The sequence below is a fragment of the Amycolatopsis alkalitolerans genome, from assembly GCF_006152065.1.
Taxonomy (GTDB): Bacteria; Actinomycetota; Actinomycetes; order Mycobacteriales; family Pseudonocardiaceae; genus Amycolatopsis_E; species Amycolatopsis_E alkalitolerans.
The window spans coordinates 43,049-64,158 of the sequence record NZ_VDFW01000037.1 but is presented as its reverse complement, the minus strand read 5'-3'; the positions used below and the strand labels follow the sequence as shown (position 1 = coordinate 64,158).

The 21,110-nt window shown below is 69.6% G+C and carries 22 protein-coding genes and 2 pseudogenes; 12 read left to right on the top strand and 12 right to left on the bottom strand.

The window, feature by feature from the left end; all coding sequences use genetic code 11:
- The 6 genes and pseudogenes from FG385_RS29425 to dacB form a co-directional block, all read right to left on the bottom strand.
- Positions 1–921 (bottom strand): annotated as a pseudogene (locus FG385_RS29425) (hypothetical protein); the annotation flags it as partial.
- Between the two features lie 13 nt (positions 922–934).
- Positions 935–1,303, bottom strand: a complete 369-nt coding sequence (locus FG385_RS29420; RefSeq protein WP_139100060.1) for a hypothetical protein — start codon at positions 1,301–1,303, stop codon at positions 935–937.
- A gap of 142 nt (positions 1,304–1,445) precedes the next feature.
- Positions 1,446–2,000 (bottom strand): hypoxanthine phosphoribosyltransferase, encoded by a 555-nt coding sequence (gene hpt / locus FG385_RS29415; RefSeq protein WP_139100059.1) that lies wholly within the window; start codon positions 1,998–2,000, stop codon positions 1,446–1,448.
- A 3-nt stretch (positions 2,001–2,003) separates the two neighbouring features.
- Entirely contained in the window at positions 2,004–2,951 is a 948-nt protein-coding gene (gene tilS / locus FG385_RS29410) for a tRNA lysidine(34) synthetase TilS (protein ID WP_139100058.1), read from the bottom strand.
- The gene (locus FG385_RS29405; RefSeq protein WP_200834717.1) at positions 2,938–3,999 is read right to left on the bottom strand and encodes a zinc-dependent metalloprotease; all 1,062 of its coding nucleotides are present in this window, start codon (positions 3,997–3,999) and stop codon (positions 2,938–2,940) included. Before FG385_RS29405 ends, tilS begins: the two co-directional genes overlap by 14 nt.
- A gap of 460 nt (positions 4,000–4,459) precedes the next feature.
- On the bottom strand, positions 4,460–6,448 hold the full coding sequence (dacB, locus tag FG385_RS29400; RefSeq protein ID WP_139100057.1) for a D-alanyl-D-alanine carboxypeptidase/D-alanyl-D-alanine endopeptidase: 1,989 nt from the start codon (positions 6,446–6,448) through the stop codon (positions 4,460–4,462).
- A 165-nt stretch (positions 6,449–6,613) separates the two neighbouring features.
- On the opposite strand from dacB, the gene FG385_RS29395 reads away from it, so the two are divergent.
- Positions 6,614–7,129 carry an inorganic diphosphatase gene (locus tag FG385_RS29395; RefSeq protein WP_139100056.1) on the top strand — a complete coding sequence of 172 codons (516 nt, stop codon included), beginning with the start codon at positions 6,614–6,616 and terminating at the stop codon, positions 7,127–7,129.
- 67 nt (positions 7,130–7,196) lie between these two features.
- Here FG385_RS29395 and FG385_RS29390 read toward each other — a convergent pair whose 3' ends face one another.
- The 3 genes from FG385_RS29390 to FG385_RS29380 all read right to left on the bottom strand — a co-directional run bounded on the left by FG385_RS29390 (position 7,197) and on the right by FG385_RS29380 (position 9,687).
- Complete coding sequence (locus FG385_RS29390; protein WP_139100055.1) at positions 7,197–8,465, bottom strand: serine hydroxymethyltransferase; 1,269 nt, start codon at positions 8,463–8,465, stop codon at positions 7,197–7,199.
- 109 nt (positions 8,466–8,574) lie between these two features.
- Entirely contained in the window at positions 8,575–9,096 is a 522-nt protein-coding gene (locus FG385_RS29385; protein ID WP_139100054.1) for a gamma carbonic anhydrase family protein, read from the bottom strand.
- 9 nt (positions 9,097–9,105) lie between these two features.
- Positions 9,106–9,687 carry a TetR/AcrR family transcriptional regulator gene (locus FG385_RS29380; RefSeq protein ID WP_139100053.1) on the bottom strand — a complete coding sequence of 194 codons (582 nt, stop codon included), beginning with the start codon at positions 9,685–9,687 and terminating at the stop codon, positions 9,106–9,108.
- A 90-nt stretch (positions 9,688–9,777) separates the two neighbouring features.
- On the opposite strand from FG385_RS29380, the gene FG385_RS29375 reads away from it, so the two are divergent.
- The 4 genes from FG385_RS29375 (at position 9,778) to FG385_RS29360 (ending at position 13,832) form a co-directional block, all read left to right on the top strand.
- Positions 9,778–10,398, top strand: a complete 621-nt coding sequence (locus tag FG385_RS29375) for a Pr6Pr family membrane protein (protein WP_139100052.1) — start codon at positions 9,778–9,780, stop codon at positions 10,396–10,398.
- Between the two features lie 51 nt (positions 10,399–10,449).
- Complete coding sequence (locus tag FG385_RS29370; RefSeq protein ID WP_139100051.1) at positions 10,450–10,893, top strand: helix-turn-helix transcriptional regulator; 444 nt, start codon at positions 10,450–10,452, stop codon at positions 10,891–10,893.
- Positions 10,894–10,903: 10 nt separating this feature from the next.
- A complete protein-coding gene (locus FG385_RS29365; RefSeq protein ID WP_200834715.1) occupies positions 10,904–11,314 on the top strand; it encodes a VOC family protein in 411 nt (136 codons plus the stop codon).
- 142 nt (positions 11,315–11,456) lie between these two features.
- Positions 11,457–13,832: an ATP-binding cassette domain-containing protein gene (locus tag FG385_RS29360; RefSeq protein WP_139100049.1), complete on the top strand. Its 2,376-nt coding sequence runs from the start codon at positions 11,457–11,459 to the stop codon at positions 13,830–13,832.
- Positions 13,833–13,879: 47 nt separating this feature from the next.
- On the opposite strand, the gene FG385_RS29355 is transcribed toward FG385_RS29360, so the two are convergent.
- Positions 13,880–14,167, bottom strand: coding sequence for a hypothetical protein (locus FG385_RS29355; RefSeq protein WP_139100048.1), 288 nt, complete (start codon positions 14,165–14,167; stop codon positions 13,880–13,882).
- Here FG385_RS29355 and FG385_RS29350 point away from each other — a divergent pair.
- From FG385_RS29350 to FG385_RS35110, 4 genes and pseudogenes are all read left to right on the top strand, one after another.
- A complete protein-coding gene (locus tag FG385_RS29350; RefSeq protein ID WP_139100047.1) occupies positions 14,150–14,506 on the top strand; it encodes a hypothetical protein in 357 nt (118 codons plus the stop codon). The genes FG385_RS29355 and FG385_RS29350 overlap by 18 nt on opposite strands.
- A gap of 207 nt (positions 14,507–14,713) precedes the next feature.
- Positions 14,714–15,028, top strand: a complete 315-nt coding sequence (locus FG385_RS29345; protein ID WP_139100046.1) for a hypothetical protein — start codon at positions 14,714–14,716, stop codon at positions 15,026–15,028.
- On the top strand, positions 15,003–15,233 hold the full coding sequence (locus FG385_RS29340; RefSeq protein ID WP_139100045.1) for a hypothetical protein: 231 nt from the start codon (positions 15,003–15,005) through the stop codon (positions 15,231–15,233). The genes FG385_RS29345 and FG385_RS29340 overlap by 26 nt, the downstream gene beginning before the upstream one ends.
- Before the next feature lie 60 nt (positions 15,234–15,293).
- Positions 15,294–15,537, top strand: a pseudogene (locus FG385_RS35110) (transposase); the annotation flags it as partial.
- A gap of 151 nt (positions 15,538–15,688) precedes the next feature.
- Here the strand turns inward: FG385_RS35110 and FG385_RS29330 are convergent.
- Both FG385_RS29330 and FG385_RS29325 read right to left on the bottom strand, forming a co-directional pair.
- Positions 15,689–16,237, bottom strand: a complete 549-nt coding sequence (locus tag FG385_RS29330; RefSeq protein WP_139100044.1) for a DUF1097 domain-containing protein — start codon at positions 16,235–16,237, stop codon at positions 15,689–15,691.
- The gene (locus FG385_RS29325) at positions 16,230–17,486 is read right to left on the bottom strand and encodes an amidohydrolase family protein (RefSeq protein ID WP_139100043.1); all 1,257 of its coding nucleotides are present in this window, start codon (positions 17,484–17,486) and stop codon (positions 16,230–16,232) included. Before FG385_RS29325 ends, FG385_RS29330 begins: the two co-directional genes overlap by 8 nt.
- 169 nt (positions 17,487–17,655) lie before the next feature.
- Here FG385_RS29325 and FG385_RS29320 point away from each other — a divergent pair, with 169 nt between their 5' ends.
- From FG385_RS29320 to FG385_RS29310, 3 genes are read left to right on the top strand one after another with little or no spacing between them, the layout of a single operon-like run.
- A complete protein-coding gene (locus FG385_RS29320) occupies positions 17,656–18,333 on the top strand; it encodes a FadR/GntR family transcriptional regulator (protein WP_200834714.1) in 678 nt (225 codons plus the stop codon).
- Between the two features lie 31 nt (positions 18,334–18,364).
- Positions 18,365–19,456, top strand: a complete 1,092-nt coding sequence (locus tag FG385_RS29315; protein ID WP_139100042.1) for an acetamidase/formamidase family protein — start codon at positions 18,365–18,367, stop codon at positions 19,454–19,456.
- Positions 19,453–21,009, top strand: coding sequence for an AtzH-like domain-containing protein (locus tag FG385_RS29310; RefSeq protein WP_139100041.1), 1,557 nt, complete (start codon positions 19,453–19,455; stop codon positions 21,007–21,009). Before FG385_RS29315 ends, FG385_RS29310 begins: the two co-directional genes overlap by 4 nt.
- Positions 21,010–21,110 lie beyond the last annotated feature (101 nt).

Genomic DNA, 21,110 nt, shown 5'->3' with positions numbered 1-21,110 from the left:
CACGCCCGCACCGGAAACCGGACCGCCCGGCGCCGGACCGGCCGGCGCCCCGGGGCCGGCGACACTCGCCGCCTCACCGAGGTGGCCGCCGAACGCGGAACCGTGCACGGACGCGTCCCCGCCGCCGGCCGGCGCGCCGGTGAGCGGAGCCGCCGCACCCGCGGTGAAGGCGCCGGCGACCGGGGCGGGACCGACCGCGGACGCGGTGGTGGCGCCGGCGATCGAGCCGTCCGGCGGCAGGCCGAGCGAGTCCGGGCCGAAGCTCGGCGTGGAGTCGTCCACTTCGGACATCGCGCGCGTGTACGCGTTGAAGTACTGGACCTGCTGCTCGTGCACCGACTTGGCGTCGTCGGCCTGCTGCTTCATGTCGGCGACCATGGCGGCCGGACCACCGGCGAGCATCGCCGCGGTCTGCTTGGCCGGGTCGAACTCCTTGGGCGCCGGCATCTTCTTGACCTCGGCGGCCGCGGAGGCCTGCTGCGCCATGCGGTTCGCCATGGTGTGCGCGGCGTCGCCGGCCTGCTGGCTCGAGTTGGCGATGCCGACGAGGGCGCCCTGCGCGCCACCGGCGCCCTGCCCGATCCACACGCTGCCGAGTTCGACGATCGCGTTGTACAGGTCGTTGGCCGCCTGGTGCAGTTCGTCGCCGTGGGACTTCCAGGTATGGCCGGTGGCCTCCGCCGTCGCCGGGTCGTTGTTCTGGGTGGCGCCGCGGTAGAGCTGATCGCTCTGCTGGGAGGCCCAGTTCGGCGGGCTGCCGATCGCGCGGTCCGAGCCGTAGTCGAACCCGTTCGCGCCGCTGCGCGCCTGCTGGACGATCGCCGCGCTCTCGCTGCCGTCACCCATGGAGACCGGGGTGGGCGCGGGGGTCGCCGGCGTGCCGCCGGCGCCGGGGTTGCTCTGCTGGTCGAAGCCGGTCATCTTGCCCCCTGGTTCACGCGCGCCCGGACAGCGCGTCCGAAGCGGCCTGGTCGATCTGGTGGTAGTGGCGCATCGCCAGCACGATGGCCTGCTCGGCCTGCTGGTACTGGTTGAGGAGATTCCGCAGGGCCGTGGTGTAGGAGTCCCCGCCGCCCTCGGCCCGCTGGACGAACTTCGCGGCGATCGCGTCGCCGACCGGGTTCGCGCCGAGCTTCGGGGCCTCGGCGAGCGCGCCCGCGCTGCTCAGCAGGTTCTCCACCGAGTCCTTACCGGCGCGGATCTTCTTCAGCACGTTCTGCGCGGCGTCCGGGTCCACTCCCAGCTGACCGTTCACCGCCGCGTTCCGGAACGCCGCGGCATCCGCGTAGCTGCTGTTCCCCATCGGTTCTCTCCTGCCCCAAGTCCATGCCGGGAGTGGCCGCCCGGCTACCCCTGTTCGCATAGGTTAACGCACTCGGACAGGGATTATGACGGCTTCCGGCGACCTCCGGTTCCGGATTCGCCGAGCCTTCACCGTCCGTTACTCACGAGCTGTAGACCTTGGGGTCCAACGTCCCGATGTAGGGGAGATCGCGGTAACGCTCCGCATAGTCCAGGCCGTACCCGACGACGAACTCGTTCGGGATGTCGAACCCGACGTACCTCACGGGCACATCCACCTTGACGGCGTCCGGCTTGCGCAGCAGCGAGCACACCTCGAGCGAGGCCGGGTTGCGGCTCGCGAGGTTCTTCAGCAGCCAGGACAGGGTGAGCCCCGAGTCGACGATGTCCTCGACGATCAGCACGTGCTTGCCCGCGATGTCCCGGTCCAGGTCCTTGAGGATCCGCACGACTCCCGAGGACGAGGTCGCGGAGCCGTAGGAGGAGACCGCCATGAACTCCAGCTGCGTCGGCATCGGCAGCGCGCGGGCGAAATCGGTCATGAACATGACCGCGCCCTTGAGCACGCCGACGAGCAGGAGGTCGCAGTGCACACCGTCCCGCGCGTAGTCGACCGCGATCTGCTTGGCGAGTTCGTTGATCTTGTCCTGGATCTGCTGCTCGGTGACGAGCACGGAGGCGATCTCGCCTTCGTACACGGGTCAGTCCCCTCTTGGTTCTTCGCGACGATTCATGCTCAGCCTGCCATGTGTCCTGGCGACCACCAAGCTACCCGGCAGCCAGACCCCGCCCTGCCCATGCCATTCGCCGACCAGGGCGTCGACCGACCGCAGTTGCGCGTCGGACAGATCACCGGCGCCACCGTCGATCAGCCACCGTCGGAGCACACGACGGCGCAGGGCGGGCGGAAGGTTCTCGAGCGGTTTCACGTCACCATCGAAGGCGACCTGAGCGGCGAGCTCATCGAGCGTTTCCAGGTCTTCGCGAAGCTGTTTCGCCGTGCGGGCAAGCGCGCCCGCGACACCCCCGGAGAGGACTTCTTCGAGCAGTGGCAGCACGTCCGTGCGCAGGCGGACCCGGGTGAACCGCGGGTCGGCGTTGAACGGGTCCTCCCACGGCTCGACGCCCAGCGCGGCGCAGGCGGCGCGGGTGGCCGAGCGGGGCACCTCCAGCAGCGGGCGGCCCCACGGCGGATCGAACGGTTTCATCCCGGCGATCGACCGCGGACCGGACCCACGGCCGAGCCCCAGCAGGACCGTTTCCGCCTGGTCGTCCCTGGTGTGCCCGAGCAGCACGAGCCCGCGGCCCTTGCCGGCGAGCGCGGCATACCTGGCCCGCCGCGCGGCGGCTTCGATCCCACCCGGCCCGCCGACCTCGACCGTCAGCACCTCGGCTTCGTCGGCGCCGAGCCCCCGCGCCGTGGCGGCGGCCTTCCCGGCGATCTCGGCGGATCCGTCCTGCAGGCCGTGGTCGACGACCAGCGCACGCACCCGCAGGCCGAGCTTGTGCCCCTCGTGCGCGGCCGCCTCGGCCAGCGCGAGGGAATCGGCACCACCGGACACCGCCACGTCGAAGTCGGCTTCGGCGTGCCCGGCGAGGAACCGCCGCACGGCGAGGCGGACCGGGATCAGGTCTTCAGCCGTGCACACGCCGGACCCACGCCTCCGGGTCGGCGATCTCCGCGCGGTCGGGCAGCGTGTTCGGCGAGGTCCACACGGCGTTGAAGCCGGACATCCCGACCCGGTCGACGACGTGCCGGGTGAACGCCGCACCCTGGGCGTACTGGCGGATCTTCGCGTCGATCCCGAGCAGGGTGCGCAGCAGCCGGTCGAAGAAACCGCCGCCACTGCGCCGCGCGGTGAAGCGGCGGCGGATCAGTTCGACCGCGGGCACCACACCGGGACCGACCGCGTCCATCACGTAGTCGGCATGGCCTTCCAGCAACGTCGACAGGGCGAGCAGCTTGTCGAACACCTCACGCTGCTGCGGCGAGCGGAGCAGCTGCGTGAGCGCCGCGATACCGCCGTCCTCCTTGGCGCGCTTGGCTTCGCGCACAGCTTCGGGCAGGCGGCCGAGCAGGTCGGTGACCCCGTCGTCCTCCGCGGTGAGCCCGCCGACCAGGCGCTCGACCTCGTCGGCGAAGTAGTCCCGCAGCCACGGCACCGCGGTGAACTGGAGGCGGTGCGTGCTCTCGTGCAGGCACACCCAGAGCCGGAAGTCGCGACCCGGCACCTGCATCGCCTGCTGGGCCGTGACGACGTTCGGCGCGACCAGCAGAAGGCGGCCCCCGTCGCCGCCGAACGGGTCGTACTGGCCGAGGACCCGCGACGCCAGGAAGGCCAGCACCACCCCGGTCTGCACCCCCGCACCGCTCGCGAGCACGGGCGCGAGCGGGTTCGACGGCAGCGCGCGCAAGGCATTGCTGGTCAAGGAATCCAGGCCCGCGGCCGCGGCGCGCACCCAGCCGGGGCGGTCCACCACCTCGCCCGGCAGCAGGGGCAGCCCCGCGCCGAGCCCGGTCAGGTCGCGAACGTGCGCCTCCGCGTCGACGGAGAACTCACGCAACTCGCTGACCGCGAGCTGCGCCTCGGCAAGCGGCACCGACGGGCCACTGCCACGCACGAGGAACGCACCCGTCGACGCGGCGAGCGACCAGTCCACGACTGGCCGCGCCTTCTCGTCGCTCACCGTCTTCATTCCTCCGAAGCTACCCGCCGCGACGACCGGTTTCGACCCGGCTTGCGTGACGGTGCAGGTGGCGGAACCTGAGGCGGCCCCTGGCTCCGGGATCGCCTCCTCATGTATGCCGATACACAGGAACAACACCGTCGGCGCTGCTAGCAATGTCACTGCCAGGAACCAGCTAGTGTCGTGTGATCCTGTCCGGTTTACGTTGCCGTGTTTGCCCGTAGGGTCGGTGGGTTTGTCCGCTGCGGTGTCGAGTTGGCTGGTCCGGTCGCTGACTTTGCCCTAGGCGACAGCGGCCGGCCAACTCGATAACGCCCCGAGCCAACTCAGCGACGCCAAGAGCCAACTCAGTACCCTGGCGAACAAACACACCCGCGCGCAAAGACAACAAGATCACGAAACACTAGAACCCGCAGCGGTGCCAGTTGACGGCCCACCGCAAGCGGCTCCGCCGCTTCAAAGAGAACTCCTATCGGCATCCGCAGCCACGTAGGGTCGCCGCGAGGGTGTCGAGGGCGGGGCGCGCTTCGAGGATGGCGGAGCCGTTGGACATCATCGCGAATACCAGCACGCGGCCGTCCTTGTCGAGCACCTCCCCGGCGAGGGTGTTGACGCCCGAGAGCGTTCCGGTCTTCGCCCGCACCCAGCCCTTGCCCGCCGACGAACTCGGGTCGCCGAAGCGGTCGGCGAGCGTGCCGCTGCCGCCCGCGACCGGAAGCCCCGCCAGGATCGGGCGGAGCTTCGCCGTGCGCGGGTCCGAGTTGTCGGGCGCCGCGGCGACGGTCAGCAGTTGCGCGAGCAGCTTCGGCGGCACCTTGTTCATCGGGGACAGCCCGCTGCCGTCGTTGATCGAGATACCCGACACGTCGAAACCGTTCTGCGCCAACACGTTCAGCGTCGTCTGCGCGACACCGGCGAACGTGGCGGGCGCGCCGTTGGCGATCGCGGTCTGCCGGCCGACCGCCTCGGCGAGGTTGTTGTCGGAGATCCTCAGCAGGTTGGCCACCAGTTCCGTCAACGGCGCCGAGCGCACCTCACCGAGGACCTTCGCGCCGTCGGGTGCGGTGGCGTTGCCGGCCGCGGTGGCACCGAGCCGCTGCGCGAAGGTCTGCAGCAGCGTCCCGCCGGGATCGGCGGTGCGGGCCACCTCGTCGATCTTGGGATTCGACCGGCCGCCGTCGAGCATCCCCGGTACTACCGACACGGCGTAGGTGGAGGGCGTGTCCTCGGGTGCCCAGCCCGGACCGGACTGCGCGCCGGAGTAGAGCGACGTGTCGAGCTGGACCTTCGTGATGGCGCCGCCGGACGCCTTCTTCACCTGGGCGACCAGATCGTCGAGATGCGCGGCACCCGGGTAGATCGATTCCTGCCCGTCCGGCAACGAGGACAGCGTCGGGTCGCCGCCCGCGACGAGGATCGCGGTGTCCGGCGAGGACCCCTGGACCACCTTGGTGCTGATCTGGAAACCCGGGTCGAGTTTGAGCAGCGCGGCCGAGGTGGTGAGCAGCTTGGTCGCCGAAGCCGGGGTCAGCAACTGGCTGGAGTCGTGGTTCCACAGGGTCTGGCCCGTCGCCGGGTCGATGACGATGCCGGCCAGCGTGCCGAGCGCGCCGTTGGCGGCGGGGCCCGCGAGCGCGGCGGACAGCCCGGCGGCAGTCGGGGTCGGCGCCGACGAACTGGGCGGCCGGAGCGACAGCGTGACCGCGGCGGGCACCGGCGTGTCGCCCTTGGGCAGGTTCGGCGCCCAGGGCAGGCCGAGCCGGTTGGACACGTACGGCGTCGCGGCGGCAACCCCCGCGGCGATCACCAGCACCAGCACGACCGCGCCGCCGACGAGCAGCCCGCGCCTGCGCCTGCGCGGCGGTTCCGCCGGGGGCGGCGGGGTCGGTTCGGCTTGCGGCACCGGCTCGGCGGGGCGCACCTCGCCGGACGGCTCGATCCGCATCGGCTGCGCGTGCACGATCCCGGCTGGCGGGACCGGGCGCGGTGGCGGCTGGAACAGGGTGGGTTGCTCGAGCGGTTGTGGGGCGGTCACCTGGTCAGACGGCTGCGGGCGCGGCGTCTGCACGACGGGCAGGAACGCCGTGCGCTCCTCCGGCGGTTCGGGTTTCGGCTCGCCGGTTTTGGGCTGGTCGAACGACGGCACGACCGGCAAGAACGCCGTGCGCTCCGCCGCGGCCTCCGGTTTGGCGGGCTCGGGCTTGGCGGCCTCCGGCTCGTCGAGTGATTTCACGACCGGCAGGAACGCCGTACGCTCCGCCGCGGGCTCCGGCTTGGCGGGTACGTCCTCGGTCTTGGGTGGTTCGACCCACACCGTCGCCTGCTCGGGCAGCTTCAGCTGCGCCGTCGCTCCGGTGTCCTGCTCGGATTTCCCGGTGGCCCCTTCGCCGGCGGCATCGTCGTCGACCACGTCCGAATCGTCCGACGGCCAGGCCGGCTCGTCTCCGTGCGGCGGCACGCACCCCTCCTCATCCCGTCAGCGCACCAGGGGCCAAACTCACAGTAGTCAAGATGACATCAGTGCGACTTCTCAACGGCGCGTGGTCCACACTAGTGAAGACAAGTTAGTGACAGCGTGAGCCGCCAGGGGCGGTTCGAAAAGACGAGTTCAGCGAGGATCGCCGTGGAGTTCGACGCCACTATCGAAATCCCCAAAGGGGAGCGCAACAAGTACGAAGTGGACCACAAGACAGGACGGATCAAGCTCGACCGCACCCTGTTCACGGCCACGCAGTACCCGGCCGACTACGGGTTCATCGACAACACCCTCGGTCAGGACGGCGACCCGCTCGACGTACTGGTCCTGGTGCAGGAGCCGACCTTCCCCGGCTGCCTGATCCGCTGCCGCGCGATCGGCATGTTCCGGATGACCGACGAGAAGGGTCCGGACGACAAGGTCCTCGCCGTCCCGTCCGACGACCCGCGCCTGGAGCACCTGCGCGACATCCACCACCTCAACGAGTTCCACAAGCTCGAGATCGAGCACTTCTTCCAGGTCTACAAGGACCTGGAGCCGGCGAAGAGCGTCGAGGGCTCGAACTGGGCCGGCCGGGCCGAGGCGGAGGCCGAGATCGAGCGGTCCTTCCAGCGCGAAGCCGACCGGCTGGCCAAGGAGGCCGCCGAGACCGGCGAGCACTGACCCCACTTAATGCCGTGAGGGACCCCCTCATGCCCAAATGGGCCGTGAGGGGGTCCCTCACGGCATTTCAGGCCCGGTAGCCGGGGATCGGGTACGCGGTGAGCAGGTCCCGCACCTCGCCGGCGATCTTGTCGATGGACGCCTCGTCCTCCGCGGCCGCAGCGGCGATCGCGCGGTCCATCCACTCGGCGATCTGCGGCTGGTGCTCGGGGGTGAGGCCGCGCGTGGTGATCGCCGCGGTGCCCAGCCGGATACCCGACGGGTCGAAGGGCTTGCGCGGGTCGAACGGCACGGTGTTGAAGTTGAGCTCGATACCCGCGCGGTCCAGCGCCTTCGCCGCGGGCTTGCCGGCGATCTGCTTGCTGGTCAGGTCCACCAGCAGCAGGTGGTTGTCGGTGCCGCCGGAGACGAGGTCGAAGCCACGCTCGGTCAGCGCGGCGGCGAGTGCCTTGGCGTTCGCGACGACCGCGTGCGCGTAGTCGCGGAACTCGGGCTTGGCCGCCTCGCCCAGCGCGACGGCGATGGCGGCGGTGGTGTGGTTGTGCGGACCGCCCTGCAGCCCGGGGAACACCGCCTTGTCGATCGCCTTCGCGTGCTCGGCGTCGGTCAGGATCATCGCGCCGCGCGGACCGCGCAGTGTCTTGTGCGTCGTGGTGGTCACGACCTGGGCGTGGCCGACGGGCGACGGATGCGCGCCGCCGGCGATCAGGCCCGCGATATGCGAGATGTCGGCGACCAGGACCGCACCGACCTCGCGCGCGATCTCGGCGAACGCCGGGAAGTCGATCGTGCGCGGGATCGCCGTGCCACCGGCGATGATCAGCTTCGGCCGGTGCTCCTTCGCCAGGTCGCGAACCTGGTCGAAGTCGACGCGGCCGGTCTCCTTGCGCACGCCGTACTGCACCGCGTTGAACCATTTCCCGGTGATCGACACCGACGCGCCGTGCGTGAGGTGGCCGCCGGCGGGCAGGCCCATGCCGAGCACCGTGTCCCCCGGCTGCGCGAACGCGAAGTAGGCGGCGAGGTTCGCCGGGGAGCCGGAGTAGGGCTGGACGTTCGCGTGGTCGGCGCCGAACAGCGACTTGGCCCGCTCGATCGCGACGGCCTCGAGCCGGTCGATGACCTGCTGGCCCTCGTAGTAGCGCTTGCCGGCGTAGCCCTCGGAGTACTTGTTCGTCAGTACGGTGCCGGTGGCTTCCAGCACCGCCTGCGAGACGTAGTTCTCCGAAGCGATCAACCGGATCTTCTCGGCCTGGCGGCGGGCCTCGTCCTCGACGAGCCCGGCGATGTCGGGATCGGCTGCGGTAAGGGTCGGAATCGGTGGCTGGTGCGTCATGTCTCTACTCCTGACACTGGCCACACCCAGGCGCGCGGTGCCGGCCTCGTCGGTCGCTTCCCGGTGGTGCTCCACCTCTACGGCGCCAGTCGCTGTACGGGAAGCCAGCTTAGTCGACCGGGGCTATTCCATTGGCGTGACGCCGGGCCAGGTCCTGGTAGACGGCCGCGTTGTGCTCGACCCAGGCGCGGGCCGAATCGGTCAGCGGCACGAACTTCTTGGCCGGGCTGCCGATCGCGATGTGCTCGGCGGGCACCTCCGTGTTCGGCGTCACGGTCGCACCGGCGGCCACGAGCGCGCGCTCCCCGATGACGGCCTGGTCGAGCACGGTCGAGCCGTTGCCGATCAGCGCCTGCTCGCCGACGGTGCAGTCGTGCACGAGGCACATGTGCCCGACGGTGACGTTGCGGCCGACCTCGCACACCCCGTCGTTCACGTGCAGCACCGAATTGTCCTGGATGTTCGCACCCTCGCGGATGACGATCTTGCCGAAGTCGGCGCGGAGCACGGCGCCGTACCAGATCGACACGTTCTTCTCGACGACGACGTCGCCGATGAGGGTGGCCGTGGGGGCGATCCAGGCGTCGGGGTGCACGGTCGGGCTGACGCCCTCGAACGAAAACAGAGGCATACCCGCACCTTATGCGAGGCAGAGCAGTTCGATCTCTTCGCGCAGGGTCGCGAACGGGCGGCGCCGGACGTTCTGCTGCACGATCGCGCCGAGCAGGTAGGACTGGAGCGCGCGGGCGCGGGCGCGCGGATCGTCGATGCCGAGGTCGCCCAGCAGGTCGGTGAGCAACTCGATCACCGAACGCAGCATCGCCTCGGCGGCGCGGACGTGTTTGGCGCGGCCGACCGCGACCCAGTACTCGAACCAGCCGAAAGCGGCGTTGGGGTTGCTCGCGAACGTGTCGAGGTACGCCTCGAGCACGGCCCACAACCGCTCTTCCGGATCGTCGTACTTCGTCGCGACGGTGCGAAGCTCGGCGAGGAAGTCGGTGACGAGCGCGGCCATCGCGCGGTCGATCAACAGGTCCAGATCGGAGAAGTAGTAGTGGATGGCACTCTTGGTGAGCGGGCTGGCGTCCGCGATCGCGCGGGCGGTGCACCCGGCGAGGCCGTCCCGGACCAGCACCCGGCGCGCGGCGTCCACGATCTGCTCCTGCTTGGCCAGTTGATTGGGCGAAAGCGCTTCGCGCAGGCCCGGCGGCGTCACGGCCATGAGTCCTCCCTCCGGTTCGGACGATCAGCCTACCTTTCGGGACGCGTGTCCTGAGGGGCGCCCGACCACAGTGGACAGTAGTGTTCGGCCATGATCGCTCGCGCGTGGTTCGCCGTGACCGCACTGGTCGTGCTGGTGGGTGTGGCGGTGCAACTGGTCGACGCGGCGCATGCGACGGGCGGGCTGTTCGCCTCGCCGGCCGCACGGGTCGCCAACGTGTTCTGCTACTTCACCATCCTGTCCAACCTGATCGTCGGCGGGACGAGCCTGCTGCTGGCGATCCGCCCGGATCGTCCGTCCACCGCGTTCCGGACGCTGCGCCTCGACGGGGTGCTCGCGATCGCGGTGACGGGCGTCGTCTACCACCTCGCGCTCGCCGGACTGGTCGAGCTGACCACCGCCGGCGCGGTCGCGAACCAGTTGCTCCACACGGTCTCGCCGATCCTCGGGGTGCTCGGCTGGCTGCTGTTCGGCCCACACGGGACGCTCGGCCCGCGCATCGTGTGGTGGAGCCTCGCGTATCCGCTGTTGTGGCTGGTGTTCACGCTCATCCGCGGCGCGGCGACCGGGTTCTACCCGTATCCCTTCCTGGAAGCCGATTCGCTCGGCTACGCGCGGGTGACGCTGAACTGCGTGCTCATCGCCGTGCTGTTCCTCGCGCTGGCCGGCCTGCTGATGCCGCTGGACCGGCGGCTCGCGCGGCCGGCCTGAGGGTCGCGGTAGGCCCTGCGACGGTCAAGGCCATATGCCATGATTGCGCAGGTGACCAGCAGTCCGGACGTCGAACAGCACCTGCGCGACCTCGCGCGGCTGCGCCGAGTCCGCGACCGGATCGACCGCGAGTACGCACAACCGCTGAACGTCGAGGCGCTCGCCCGCGACGCGCACATGTCTGCCGGGCACCTCAGCCGCGAGTTCCGGCGCGCCTACGGCGAATCGCCGTACAGCTATCTGATGACGCGGCGCATCGAGCGTGCGATGGCCCTGCTGCGCCGTGGCGGCCTCAGCGTCACCGACGTCTGTTTCGAGGTCGGCTGCTCTTCGCTCGGTACCTTCAGCACCCGCTTCACCGAACTGGTCGGGATGCCGCCCAGCACCTACCGGAACGAGGGGGCCGGCGCGACGGAGGGGATGCTGCCGTGCGTCGCGAAACAGGTCACCAGACCGATCAGGAATCGAGAAGCGCCGTCCTCGGCCCGCGCTTAATGTGACCGTCATGGACATCACAATTCATTCAGCCCTCCTTCCGCACAACGACCCGGACGCCTCGTTGGCGTTCTACCGCGATGCTCTCGGCTTCGAAGTCCGCAACGACGTCGAATACGGCGGGATGCACTGGATCACGCTCGGCTCGCCGGACCAGCCCGGCACGTCGATCGTGCTGTACCCACCGGCCGCGAGCCCCGGCGTCACCGACGACGAACGCCGGACCATCTCCGAGATGATGGCCAAGGGCACCTTCGCCAGCATCAACCTGGCCACCAAGGACCTCGACAGCGCCTTCGACCGGCTGCAGTCCGGCGAGGTCGAGGTCGTCCAGGAGCCCACCGACCAGCCGTACGGCATCCGTGACTGCGCCTTCCGCGATCCGTCCGGCAACCTGGTGCGCATCCAGGAGACGCACTGAGCCTCGGCGGCGGGGGCGCCGCACCTGGTGCCCCTGTCGCCGGCCTGGGTGAACGAGCGGGTGGTGATCGCGCTGGACGGCCGCACCTTGATGCGTGACGGGCACTGGTTGGGCTGACCGAGAAGATGGAGAAACGCTGAGCATGGCCACGAGCAAGAGACCGCAGGCGCCGGCCGCCGACAGCCATGAGCTGATCCGGGTGCACGGTGCACGCGAAAACAACCTCAAGGACGTCAACGTCGAACTGCCGAAGCGGCGGCTGACGGTGTTCACCGGCGTCTCGGGCTCCGGCAAGAGTTCGCTGGTGTTCAGCACGATCGCGGCGGAGTCGCAGCGGCTGATCAACGAGACCTACAGCGCCTTCCTGCAGGGCTTCATGCCGACCCTCGCGCGCCCCGAGGTCGACGTGCTCGACGGGCTGACCACCGCGATCATCGTCGACCAGCAGCGGATGGGCGGTGACATCCGGTCCACGGTCGGCACCGCCACCGACGCCAACGCGATGCTGCGCATCCTGTTCAGCCGGCTCGGCAAACCGCATATCGGCTCGCCCAAGGCGTTCTCGTTCAACGTCGCCTCGATCAGCGGCGCGGGCGCGGTCACCCTGGAGCGCGCCGGGCGGACCGTGAAGGAGCGCCGCAGCTTCAGCATCACCGGCGGCATGTGCCCGCGCTGCGAGGGCCGCGGCTCGGTCAACGACATCGACCTGTCCCAACTGTACGACGACGGCAAATCCCTCAACGAGGGCGCGCTGACGATCCCCGGTTACAAGGCGGGCGGCTGGAACTACCGGCTCTACACCTCGTCGGGCCTCGTCGACCCGGACAAGCCGATTCGCAAGTACACGAAGAAGGAGCTGCAGGACTTCCTCTACCGCGAGCCGACGAGGATGAAGATCGAGGGCATCAACATGACCTACGAGGGCCTGGTCGTCCGGGTCCAGAAGTCGATGCTGTCGAAGGACAAGGAGTCGATGCAGCCGCATATCCGGGCGTTCGTGGAGCGTGCGGTCACCTTCACCACCTGCCCGGAATGCGAGGGCACCCGCCTGTCCGCGGACGCCCGCTCGTCGAAGGTCAAGGGGATCAGCATCGCCGACGCCTGCGCGATGCAGATCAGCGATCTCGCCGACTGGGTCAAGGGCCTCAAGGAACCGTCCGTGACGCCGCTGCTGACCGCGCTCGGGCACAGCCTCGACTCGTTCGTCGAGATCGGGCTCGGCTATCTCAGCCTCGACCGGTCGTCGAGCACGCTCTCGGGCGGCGAGTCGCAGCGGGTCAAGATGATCCGCCATCTCGGCTCCGCGCTCACGGACGTCACCTACGTCTTCGACGAGCCGACGATCGGGCTGCACCCGCACGACATCCAGCGGATGAACGATCTGCTGCTGCGGCTGCGCGACAAGGGCAACACCGTGCTCGTCGTGGAGCACAAGCCGGAGGCGATCGCGATCGCCGACCACGTGGTCGACCTGGGCCCCGGCGCCGGTACCGCCGGCGGCGAGGTCATGTTCGAAGGCACCGTGGACGGGTTGCGCGGCAGCGGCACCGTCACCGGCCGGCACCTGGATGACCGGGCCTCGCTGAAGCCTTCGGTGCGAACGCGTTCGGGCATGCTCGAGGTGCGCGGCGCCAGCACCCACAATCTGCGGGACGTCGACGTCGACATCCCGCTCGGCGTGCTGGTGGTGGTCACCGGGGTGGCGGGCTCGGGCAAGAGTTCACTCATCCACGGCTCGGTGTCCGGGCGGGACGGCGTCGTGTCGGTCGACCAGGCCCCGATCCGTGGCTCGCGCCGGAGCAACCCAGCGACGTACACCGGGCTGCTCGAACCGATCCGCAAGGCGTTCGCCAAGGCCAACAACGTGAAGCCGGCGCTGTTCAGCGCCAACTCCGAGGGCGCCTGCCCGAACTGCAACGGCGCCGGGGTCGTCTACACCGACCTGGCGATGATGGCCGGTGTCGCCACCACGTGCGAGGAGTGCGAGGGCAAGCGGTACCAGGCATCGGTGCTGGAGCACCACCTCGGCGGCCGCGACATCAGCGAGGTGCTCGCGATGTCGGTGGCCGAGGCCGGGGAGTTCTTCGGGGCCGGCGAGGCGCACACGCCCGCCGCGCACGCCATCCTCGACCGGCTCTCGGACGTCGGTCTCGGCTACCTCACGCTCGGCCAGCCGCTCACCACGCTGTCCGGCGGCGAGCGGCAGCGGCTCAAGCTCGCCACGCACATGGCCGACAAGGGTGGCGTCTACATCCTCGACGAGCCGACCACCGGGCTCCATCTCGCCGACGTCGAGCAACTGCTGGCCCTGCTCGACCGGCTCGTCGACGCCGGCAAGTCGGTCATCGTCATCGAGCACCACCAGGCGGTGATGGCGCATGCGGACTGGATCATCGACCTCGGCCCCGGCGCCGGCCACGACGGCGGCCGGATCGTCTTCGAGGGCCCGCCCGACGAACTCGTCGCCGCCCGGTCCACCCTCACCGGCGAGCATCTCGCGGCCTACGTCGGCTCCTGATGGCAGACGCAGCCGGTCAGCTGGTTCGACGCGCTCATCCTGCCGGATCAAGACTCTCGCCGGCCCCAGATCTGGGCGGGAATCCGGCTGAGCAACTCGGCCAGGAAGTCGGCAGGCGGGCCCAGCGTCTCGACGTGCAGGCCGCCCCTGTCGATGGTGCTGACGGCCGCCTGCACCGCGATCGGCAGCGCGATCGCAACGACGGTCCGGTGCTCGCGCCGCGGCCGCCGGGTGCCCGGTTCGCGCCATGTCCACTCGTACGCGAACGTGTGGAAACCCCGGTGCTGCCTGGACATCGCGACGCTGATCTCGTCGCCGTGCCCGAGCCCCAGCATCCGGGTCGCACCCGTCGGGTGAACGTCCCGGATCCAGTCCAGCGCCTGCTGATCCGGCTCGCCTGCGCGACCTCTTTCATCCGCCCGGAGATGTTGGTCCAGGTGTTCGCGACACCTTTTATGGTGTCCGGGTTGCCGGCCAACGCGGTGCCGATGGGGTCCAGTTCGACGGCGATCGTGCCGAAGAAGACACCGACGAGATCACGGTCCTTGATGGACTGGGCCAGCTGGTTGCAGTCGTCCCACAGCCCGGAACCCGCCCACCAGTCGCCGCCCGAGGTGATCGGCCTGGCGGGGCTCAGGTCCCCGCGCGCGATCTTGTCCGGGTTGGGGAAGTAGTCGTCGCGGTTGACCTGCGAATCCGGATCGACCAGCGGGTTGTCAGCGCCCATGGACCGCGGTGTCGTCGCCGACATTGCCGTGCATCCTCGTCGTACGTCCCGCACACCGTATCGAGCTTCTTGGGCGAAAGTGGGCCGAACCGGCCAAATCGCCACCGGCGGCGGTCCGGGAGCGGTCCCGGGTGCCGGTCCTATGGTCCGGCCCATGACGACTCCGGAAACCGGCGAGACTGGGAAGGGACGTCAACCGCGAATGCGCGGCCGGGGCTGGCTGCTCTCCTCCGGTGCGATCCTTTCGTGGGAGGCCGCGTTCCTGCTCTTCGGCTCCATCGCGTTCGGACCGCCGAGCGGCGATGCGTGGTATTTCACGGTGGGCCCGCAACTGGCGATGCTGCTGCTGTTCGGCACGCCGGTGACCTACCTCGTCGCGTGGCGCCGTCCCCGGCCGTTCCTCCATGTGCTGCTGTGGGCGCTGCCGGTGTTCGTGGTCCTGCTTGGCGTCACACGGCAATCCTGGTGACCGCCGCTACCGGTGGCAGGTCGCGCCCCGGATGGGCTTCGCCTGTGTCGTCCAGACCTGGTTGCCGTCCGTGGCCCGGAGTTCGAAGCGGTACTTCCGCACCCGGCTGTCCAAACACTCCCTCAACGACAACCTCATCCGCCATCTCATGGAAGACCACCACGCTCGTCCCGCAGACCTGCGCCTACTCGACGACGTCGACTGAGTCGGACGCCGACAGGAGTCAGGGGCCCTCCGAAGAGAGCCCTGGTGAGGGTTCGGCGGCGTGTCGCAGGCCGGGGCAGTGTTGTTGCGGCGCACGGCCGAAGCGGCCGGGCTGACCGCGGCCTTGTCGAGGGCGTTGTCATCGCGGTGAAAGCGCCGCGCCGTGCATGATCCGGGCAAGATCGTGCTGGATGCGGCGGTCGCAGTCGCGCTGGGCGGGGACTGCCTAGCCCATGCCGGTCTGCTGCGGGCCCGAGCCGGGCGTATTCGGGCAGGTGGCGTCGGATCCGACGATGTCCCGGCTGAAAACTCCGATGCCGACAGTTCGCATTGAGAAGGTCACGATCGCGGCGCTGGCGTCGTCGGAGCCAGGCGGAAGCCATTCCTTACCTGGAGTCCTACTCCGGATAGGTCGGCAGGCACCAGACCCCGGGAATGGCGCCGGAACCGGCGGGCTCAATGTCGCCGCTGCGGGACCGCGGCGGCCAGTGCGCGCCGGTGCTCCGGCCGGGGGAAGGCCAGCTTGACCGACAGGTAGGCGAAGACCGGTCCGAGGAAGTTCATGGCGACGACCGAAACCCAAGCGGCCCAGGGGTTTCCGGGGGCGAATCCGAAGCCGCCGAAGAAGGTGGCGAAGAAGGAGGCGAACCCGAAGAACATGCCCGGAATCAACGCGAACGGCTTGAGCCGTCCGGTGTACATGAGCAGGGAGTTGACCGCGAAGATGATCAAGGCCAGGACCGCGTCCTGAGCGACGCGGCTCGTACCGAGGGCGGTGCCGATGTTCTTGTCGATGAGCACGATGGCCAGCGCGAACGCGGAACCGGCCGGCATCGCCAGCCACAGGCGCTTGGCGTTGGCCATCGTGGGGCCGCCGAGGAGAAAAGTTCCCGCCCAGCTGATGAAAATCGCCCACGGCGGGAGGTTGAGGGTGGTGCCGCCGATGAAGGCGGTGGTCCCGGCCAGTACGGAGGCGACGATCTCGTGGGGGATCCGGTCACGCATGGGAGGGCTCCTTGAGGCGGGTGGTTCGGACGGTGGTGGCCACGACCCGGCCGTTTTTAATGACGAAGCAACGGTCAGGGCGGTCGAGAAGCACGTCGGCGACGCAGCGGGTCGATAGCACGACCAGGTTCGCGGCGCAGCCGGGCTGAATCCCGTAATTCGCCGAGATGCCAACGACTTTCGCCGCTGAATGGGTGGCCATGTCCAGCACGCGGGCCAGGTCGGCATGGCCGGACAGGTGGCTGGTCTGCGCGAGAAGCAGGCCGATGTCGAGCAGGTCCGCGTTGCCGTACGGGGTGAAGGCGTTGCGGACGTTGTTCGACGAGTAGGCACAGGTAACCCCGGCCTCCCACAGGTCGCGGACAGGCGCGACACCCCGGCGGACGTTCTCACCGTCCGAACGCCCCCCGAGGTGCAAGTCCGTCGCGGGCAACGGCACGACCGCGACGCCTGCGTCCGCGAGGCGGGCCAGGGTCGACCGGCGCTCGGCGACCGGCCGTCCGGCCAAGGAAGTCATGTGCCCCAACGCAACCCGGCCCGCCATACGCCGCCGGACGGTGTTCTCGGCGATGTAGTCCGCAAGTGCGAACCGCGGATCCGCGGCGTCGTCGGCGAAGTCGGCGTGTATGTCGGCCGGCACCCCGAACTCTTCCGCGAGATCGAAGACAGCCTCGATGTGGGCATGACATTCGGCCAGGCTGTTCTCGTTGTAGGCGCAACCGCCGATGACGTCGGCGCCGCGCTGCAGGGCTTCGCGAAGCAGCTCAAGCGTCCCGGGGGCCTTGAAGATCCCCTCCTGCGGAAAGGCGACGATCTGCAGGTCGACCAGGCCGCGGTAGTCCTCGCGGAGACCGAGCAGCACGTCGACGCCGAGCAGGCCGACGATCGGATCGACGTCGGGGTGGGCGCGGATGGCCGTCGTTCCGTTGCCGATGGCCTGCTCGATCACCTGGCTGGCCCTGGCCCGGACGTTCTCGGCGGTGAAGTCGCGCTTCAGCTCTCCGGTCACCGCGATCGCCCCGGCGAGCGTGCCGTCGCGGTTCGGTTTTTCCCGGTCCAGCAAGGCTTTGTCCAGATGCAGGTGGCTCTCGATGAGGCCGGGGATCACGACCCGGCCGGCGCAATCGATCTCCTCGGGCGCGGAGTGCCCGCCGTCCACCGAGACGTCGACGATCAACCCGCCCGCGATGGCGATGTCGGTGAGCGGGGCGTCGTCGGCAAGTCGCGCGTTGCGCAGGATCAGGTCCACCGGGGCTCCTCGTGATCGATGGAATTTGCCCACGGTCGTTCCGTCGTGTTTCCGTCTCTCGCCCCTTGGGTAACGCGCAGGTAAGACTTGGCCATACCAAGAAACCAAAGGCGGGAATGGTCTAGTCTTGGCCGGACCAAGGAGCCAACCGACTGGTGGGGAGACGCCAATGGCGATGCGACGCGGGCGCACGTTGAGCGCGGCAACGGCCGCCCACCTGGAGAAGATGGTCACCAGCGAGCTGTGTCCCGGGGACCGTGTCCCGCCCGAGCGGGTGCTCGCGGAGAACCTGGAGGTCTCCCGCACGACCATCCGGGAGGCACTCCACGAGCTGGAACAGCGGCGGCTGGTGTCGAGGGCGCCCGGGCGTGGCACCGTGGTGCTCCCGCGACCGGTGGCAGCGACCGCGATGCTCGAGACGCTCACCGATGACGACGCGGAACAGGCCAATGTGGCCGAGCTGCGAATGCTGATCGAACCGCAGGTCGCCAGCCTCGCCGCCGAGCGAGCAACCGAGTCCGACCTTCTCCTGCTCGAGGAAATCCTGGCGTCCACGCATGCTGGGCTGAACCCGGCCGAGTCACTCCGGCAGGACGTGGCTTTCCACGTGCAGCTGGCTCGCGCGTCGGGGAACCCGCTACTCGTATCGCTGTGCGAGCTCAGCAGCACCTGGGTCCATGAGGTCCGGGCCAGGTCGCACGCGACCCGCGAAGGGCGGCGCTCGTCGTTCAACTGGCACCGGACGATCTACCAGGCTGTCGAGCGCGGCGACCCAGATCCCGCCAGGCAGGCCATGGCCGACCATCTCGCCGACGTGGCGCGACTCGTCACCCGGAAGACCCGCTGACCCCCCGATCCTCAGGCGAGAGGACCTGCCAGTGTCCGACATCGAAACCCTGCAGCCTGGAAGCGGGCGAATCCCCGCCCGCCACTACCTGCCGACCGAGCCCGGCACCTACCTCTGGGGGCGTCTCCCCAGCGAGGCGGACGTTGCCGTCTTAAAGGTTTCACCCGGCGAGGAGGTCACGATCGATACGGTGAGCCACGAGGGCATCCTCGAGGACCAAGGCCGGGATCCGTTGGGGTTCTTCGGTTCTCACGGCGTCGACCCGGCGAACGTGCTCAGCGACGCGATCGCGATCGCCCGCAGCGGGGTCCGGGACACCGCGAACGACGGTCCACACGTCGTCACCGGCCCGATCGTGGTCGATGGGGCGCAGCCCGGCGACCTGCTCACGATGACTGTCGTCGAGACGACTCCCCGCGTCGGCTATGGGGTCATCTCCAACCGGCACGGTCGTGGCGCGCTCAGCGGCGAGTTCCCCCTGGGCGCCGGCAACATCAGCGTTTTCGCCGACGTGGCAACCGCCGTCGATGGCACGCTCGTCGGCCGGCTGCCCCTGACCGAGGGCGCCGAGCGGTCGATCCGGTTCCCGCTGGCGCCGTTCCTCGGGATCATGGGTGTGGCCACCAAGGGCGAGCGGCTGCACTCCGTGCCGCCCGGCGCGCACGGTGGCAACATCGACATCAACCTCCTGCAGGCCGGGGCGAGCCTGCACCTGCCGGTGCGGGTGCCCGGTGCGCTCGCCTACCTGGGCGACCCCCACTTTGCCCAGGGAGACGGCGAGGTTGCCCTCACCGCAATGGAAGCGTCCCTCCGGGCGACTGTCCGATTTGAACTGACCACCGCCGCGGAAGCGACCGAGCGCTTCGGTGAGCTCGCCGGTCCCGTTGCCGAAACCCAGGACTTTCTGGTCCCAACCGGGATGGACACCGACCTCGACGAGGCCGTGCGCGCCTGCGTCCGGCATGCGATCGCCATCCTCGGCGCCCGCTGGGGGATGGCAGAACATCTGGCCTACGCCTATCTGAGCGCCGCGACCGACTTCAACATCTCTCAGGTCGTCGACCTTGTCACCGGGGTGCACGCTCGGATCCGCAAATCCGACTTCTCGGGGGTGAGCCGATGACGTCCACTTCGGACACTCCGGCTCCGGAAGGACTGCTGGCAGCCCTTACCGGATATGAGGCCGCACTCATGGCGAATGATCTGCCCGCGCTCGACAGCGCGTTCGCGCCGGGGCCGGCAACACTGCGAGGCGACGAGAAGGCCCTGCTCGTCGGCCACGACGCGATCAGTTCCTTCCGCAGCGCCCGGGGCGGGGTGGCCCGTCGGCGAATCGGCCAAGTCGAGGTGCGCGAGCTCGGCCCGCATCTCGCCCTCGTCGTCTCGGTGTCGGAGTTCGCCACGGGCGGCCGGGGGCTGCAGAGCCAGCTGTGGCGGCGGACGGACGGAACCTGGCGGATCGAGGCGGCCCACGTCACCAGCCGCCCCGCCCCGCTCGACCGAACGATCTGGCGCGCTGTCGGTGATCCATTGATGGCTGCGACCGGTTCAGGTCCGCTGGACGGGCTCACGGTCGCGGTCAAGGATCTCTATGCCGTGCCAGGACAACCGGTCGGCGCCGGCAACCCGACGTGGCTTCGTGAGGCCGCCGTCGAGACCGAGGCGGCCGCGGCGCTCGCCCTCCTGCTGTCCGCCGGGGCGGCCATGCGCGGGATCGCCCGCACCGACGAATTCGCTTACAGCATCGCCGGGCGGAACGAGCACTACGGCACGCCACCGAACGGGGTCACGCCCCTGGCCATTCCCGGCGGCTCGTCGAACGGTTCGGCCAGCGCCGTCGCGCTGGGCCTCGCCGACATCGGGCTCGGCACGGACACCGGAGGTTCCGTCCGCGTTCCGGCCTCGTACCAGGGGTTGTGGGGCCTGCGTACGACGCATGGCCTTGTTCCCCGGGACGGGTTGCTCGCACTCGCGCCCAGCTTCGACACCGTCGGGTGGCTGACTCGCGACGGATCCGTCCTCTGCCGCGTGGCCGGCGTTTGCCTGCCAGGCGTGTCCGCGAGCGAACCACCTGCCGAGTTTCTGGTGGTTGAGGAGCTGCTTTCCTGTGCGGAACCGGCGACCGTCGCGGCGTTCGAGTCGTGTCTCGCCGACGTCGGCATCCCGGTCCGCCGTGTACGTCTTGCCGAGTACGGCATTCCGGAACCGGCGGCACTGCGGGAAACCTTTCGCCTGGTCCAGGCCGGGGAAGCCTGGGACGTGCGCGGCGAATGGATCGAAGCGCATCCGGGGGCGCTCGGGCCGACTATCGCGGCGCGTTTCGCGGCCGCACGCGACGTCGATCCGGGAACCCGGGCCGCGGCCGTGGACCGGCTTCCGCGCGACCGCGATGCGATCAGGAAAATGGTCGGCGACGGGATCGTGGCACTGCCCACTGTCCCGGGGCCGGCTCCGCTGCTCCGCGCCGACGCGGGGGCGCTAGCACGCACCCGCTCCGCAACTCTCGCAATGACCAGTCTCGCCGGAATCGGCGGCCTTCCCGCGTTGTCGGTCCCCGCGCTCACTGTCGCCGGCGCTGCCGGGCAGCCGACAGCGGTCGGCATCTGCCTCGTCGGAGCCGCTGGCACGGACCGCGGCCTGGTCGCCGCGGCAACGGAACTGTTCGACGCCGCGTGAGGCACGCACGCCAGCTTGGGTGATCACGTCGTCTTGAGTCGATCGTCGCTGCGGGTCTGCCCGGATGATCGCGGTGCTGGTGCGGTGCGTGTTGTCTGGCA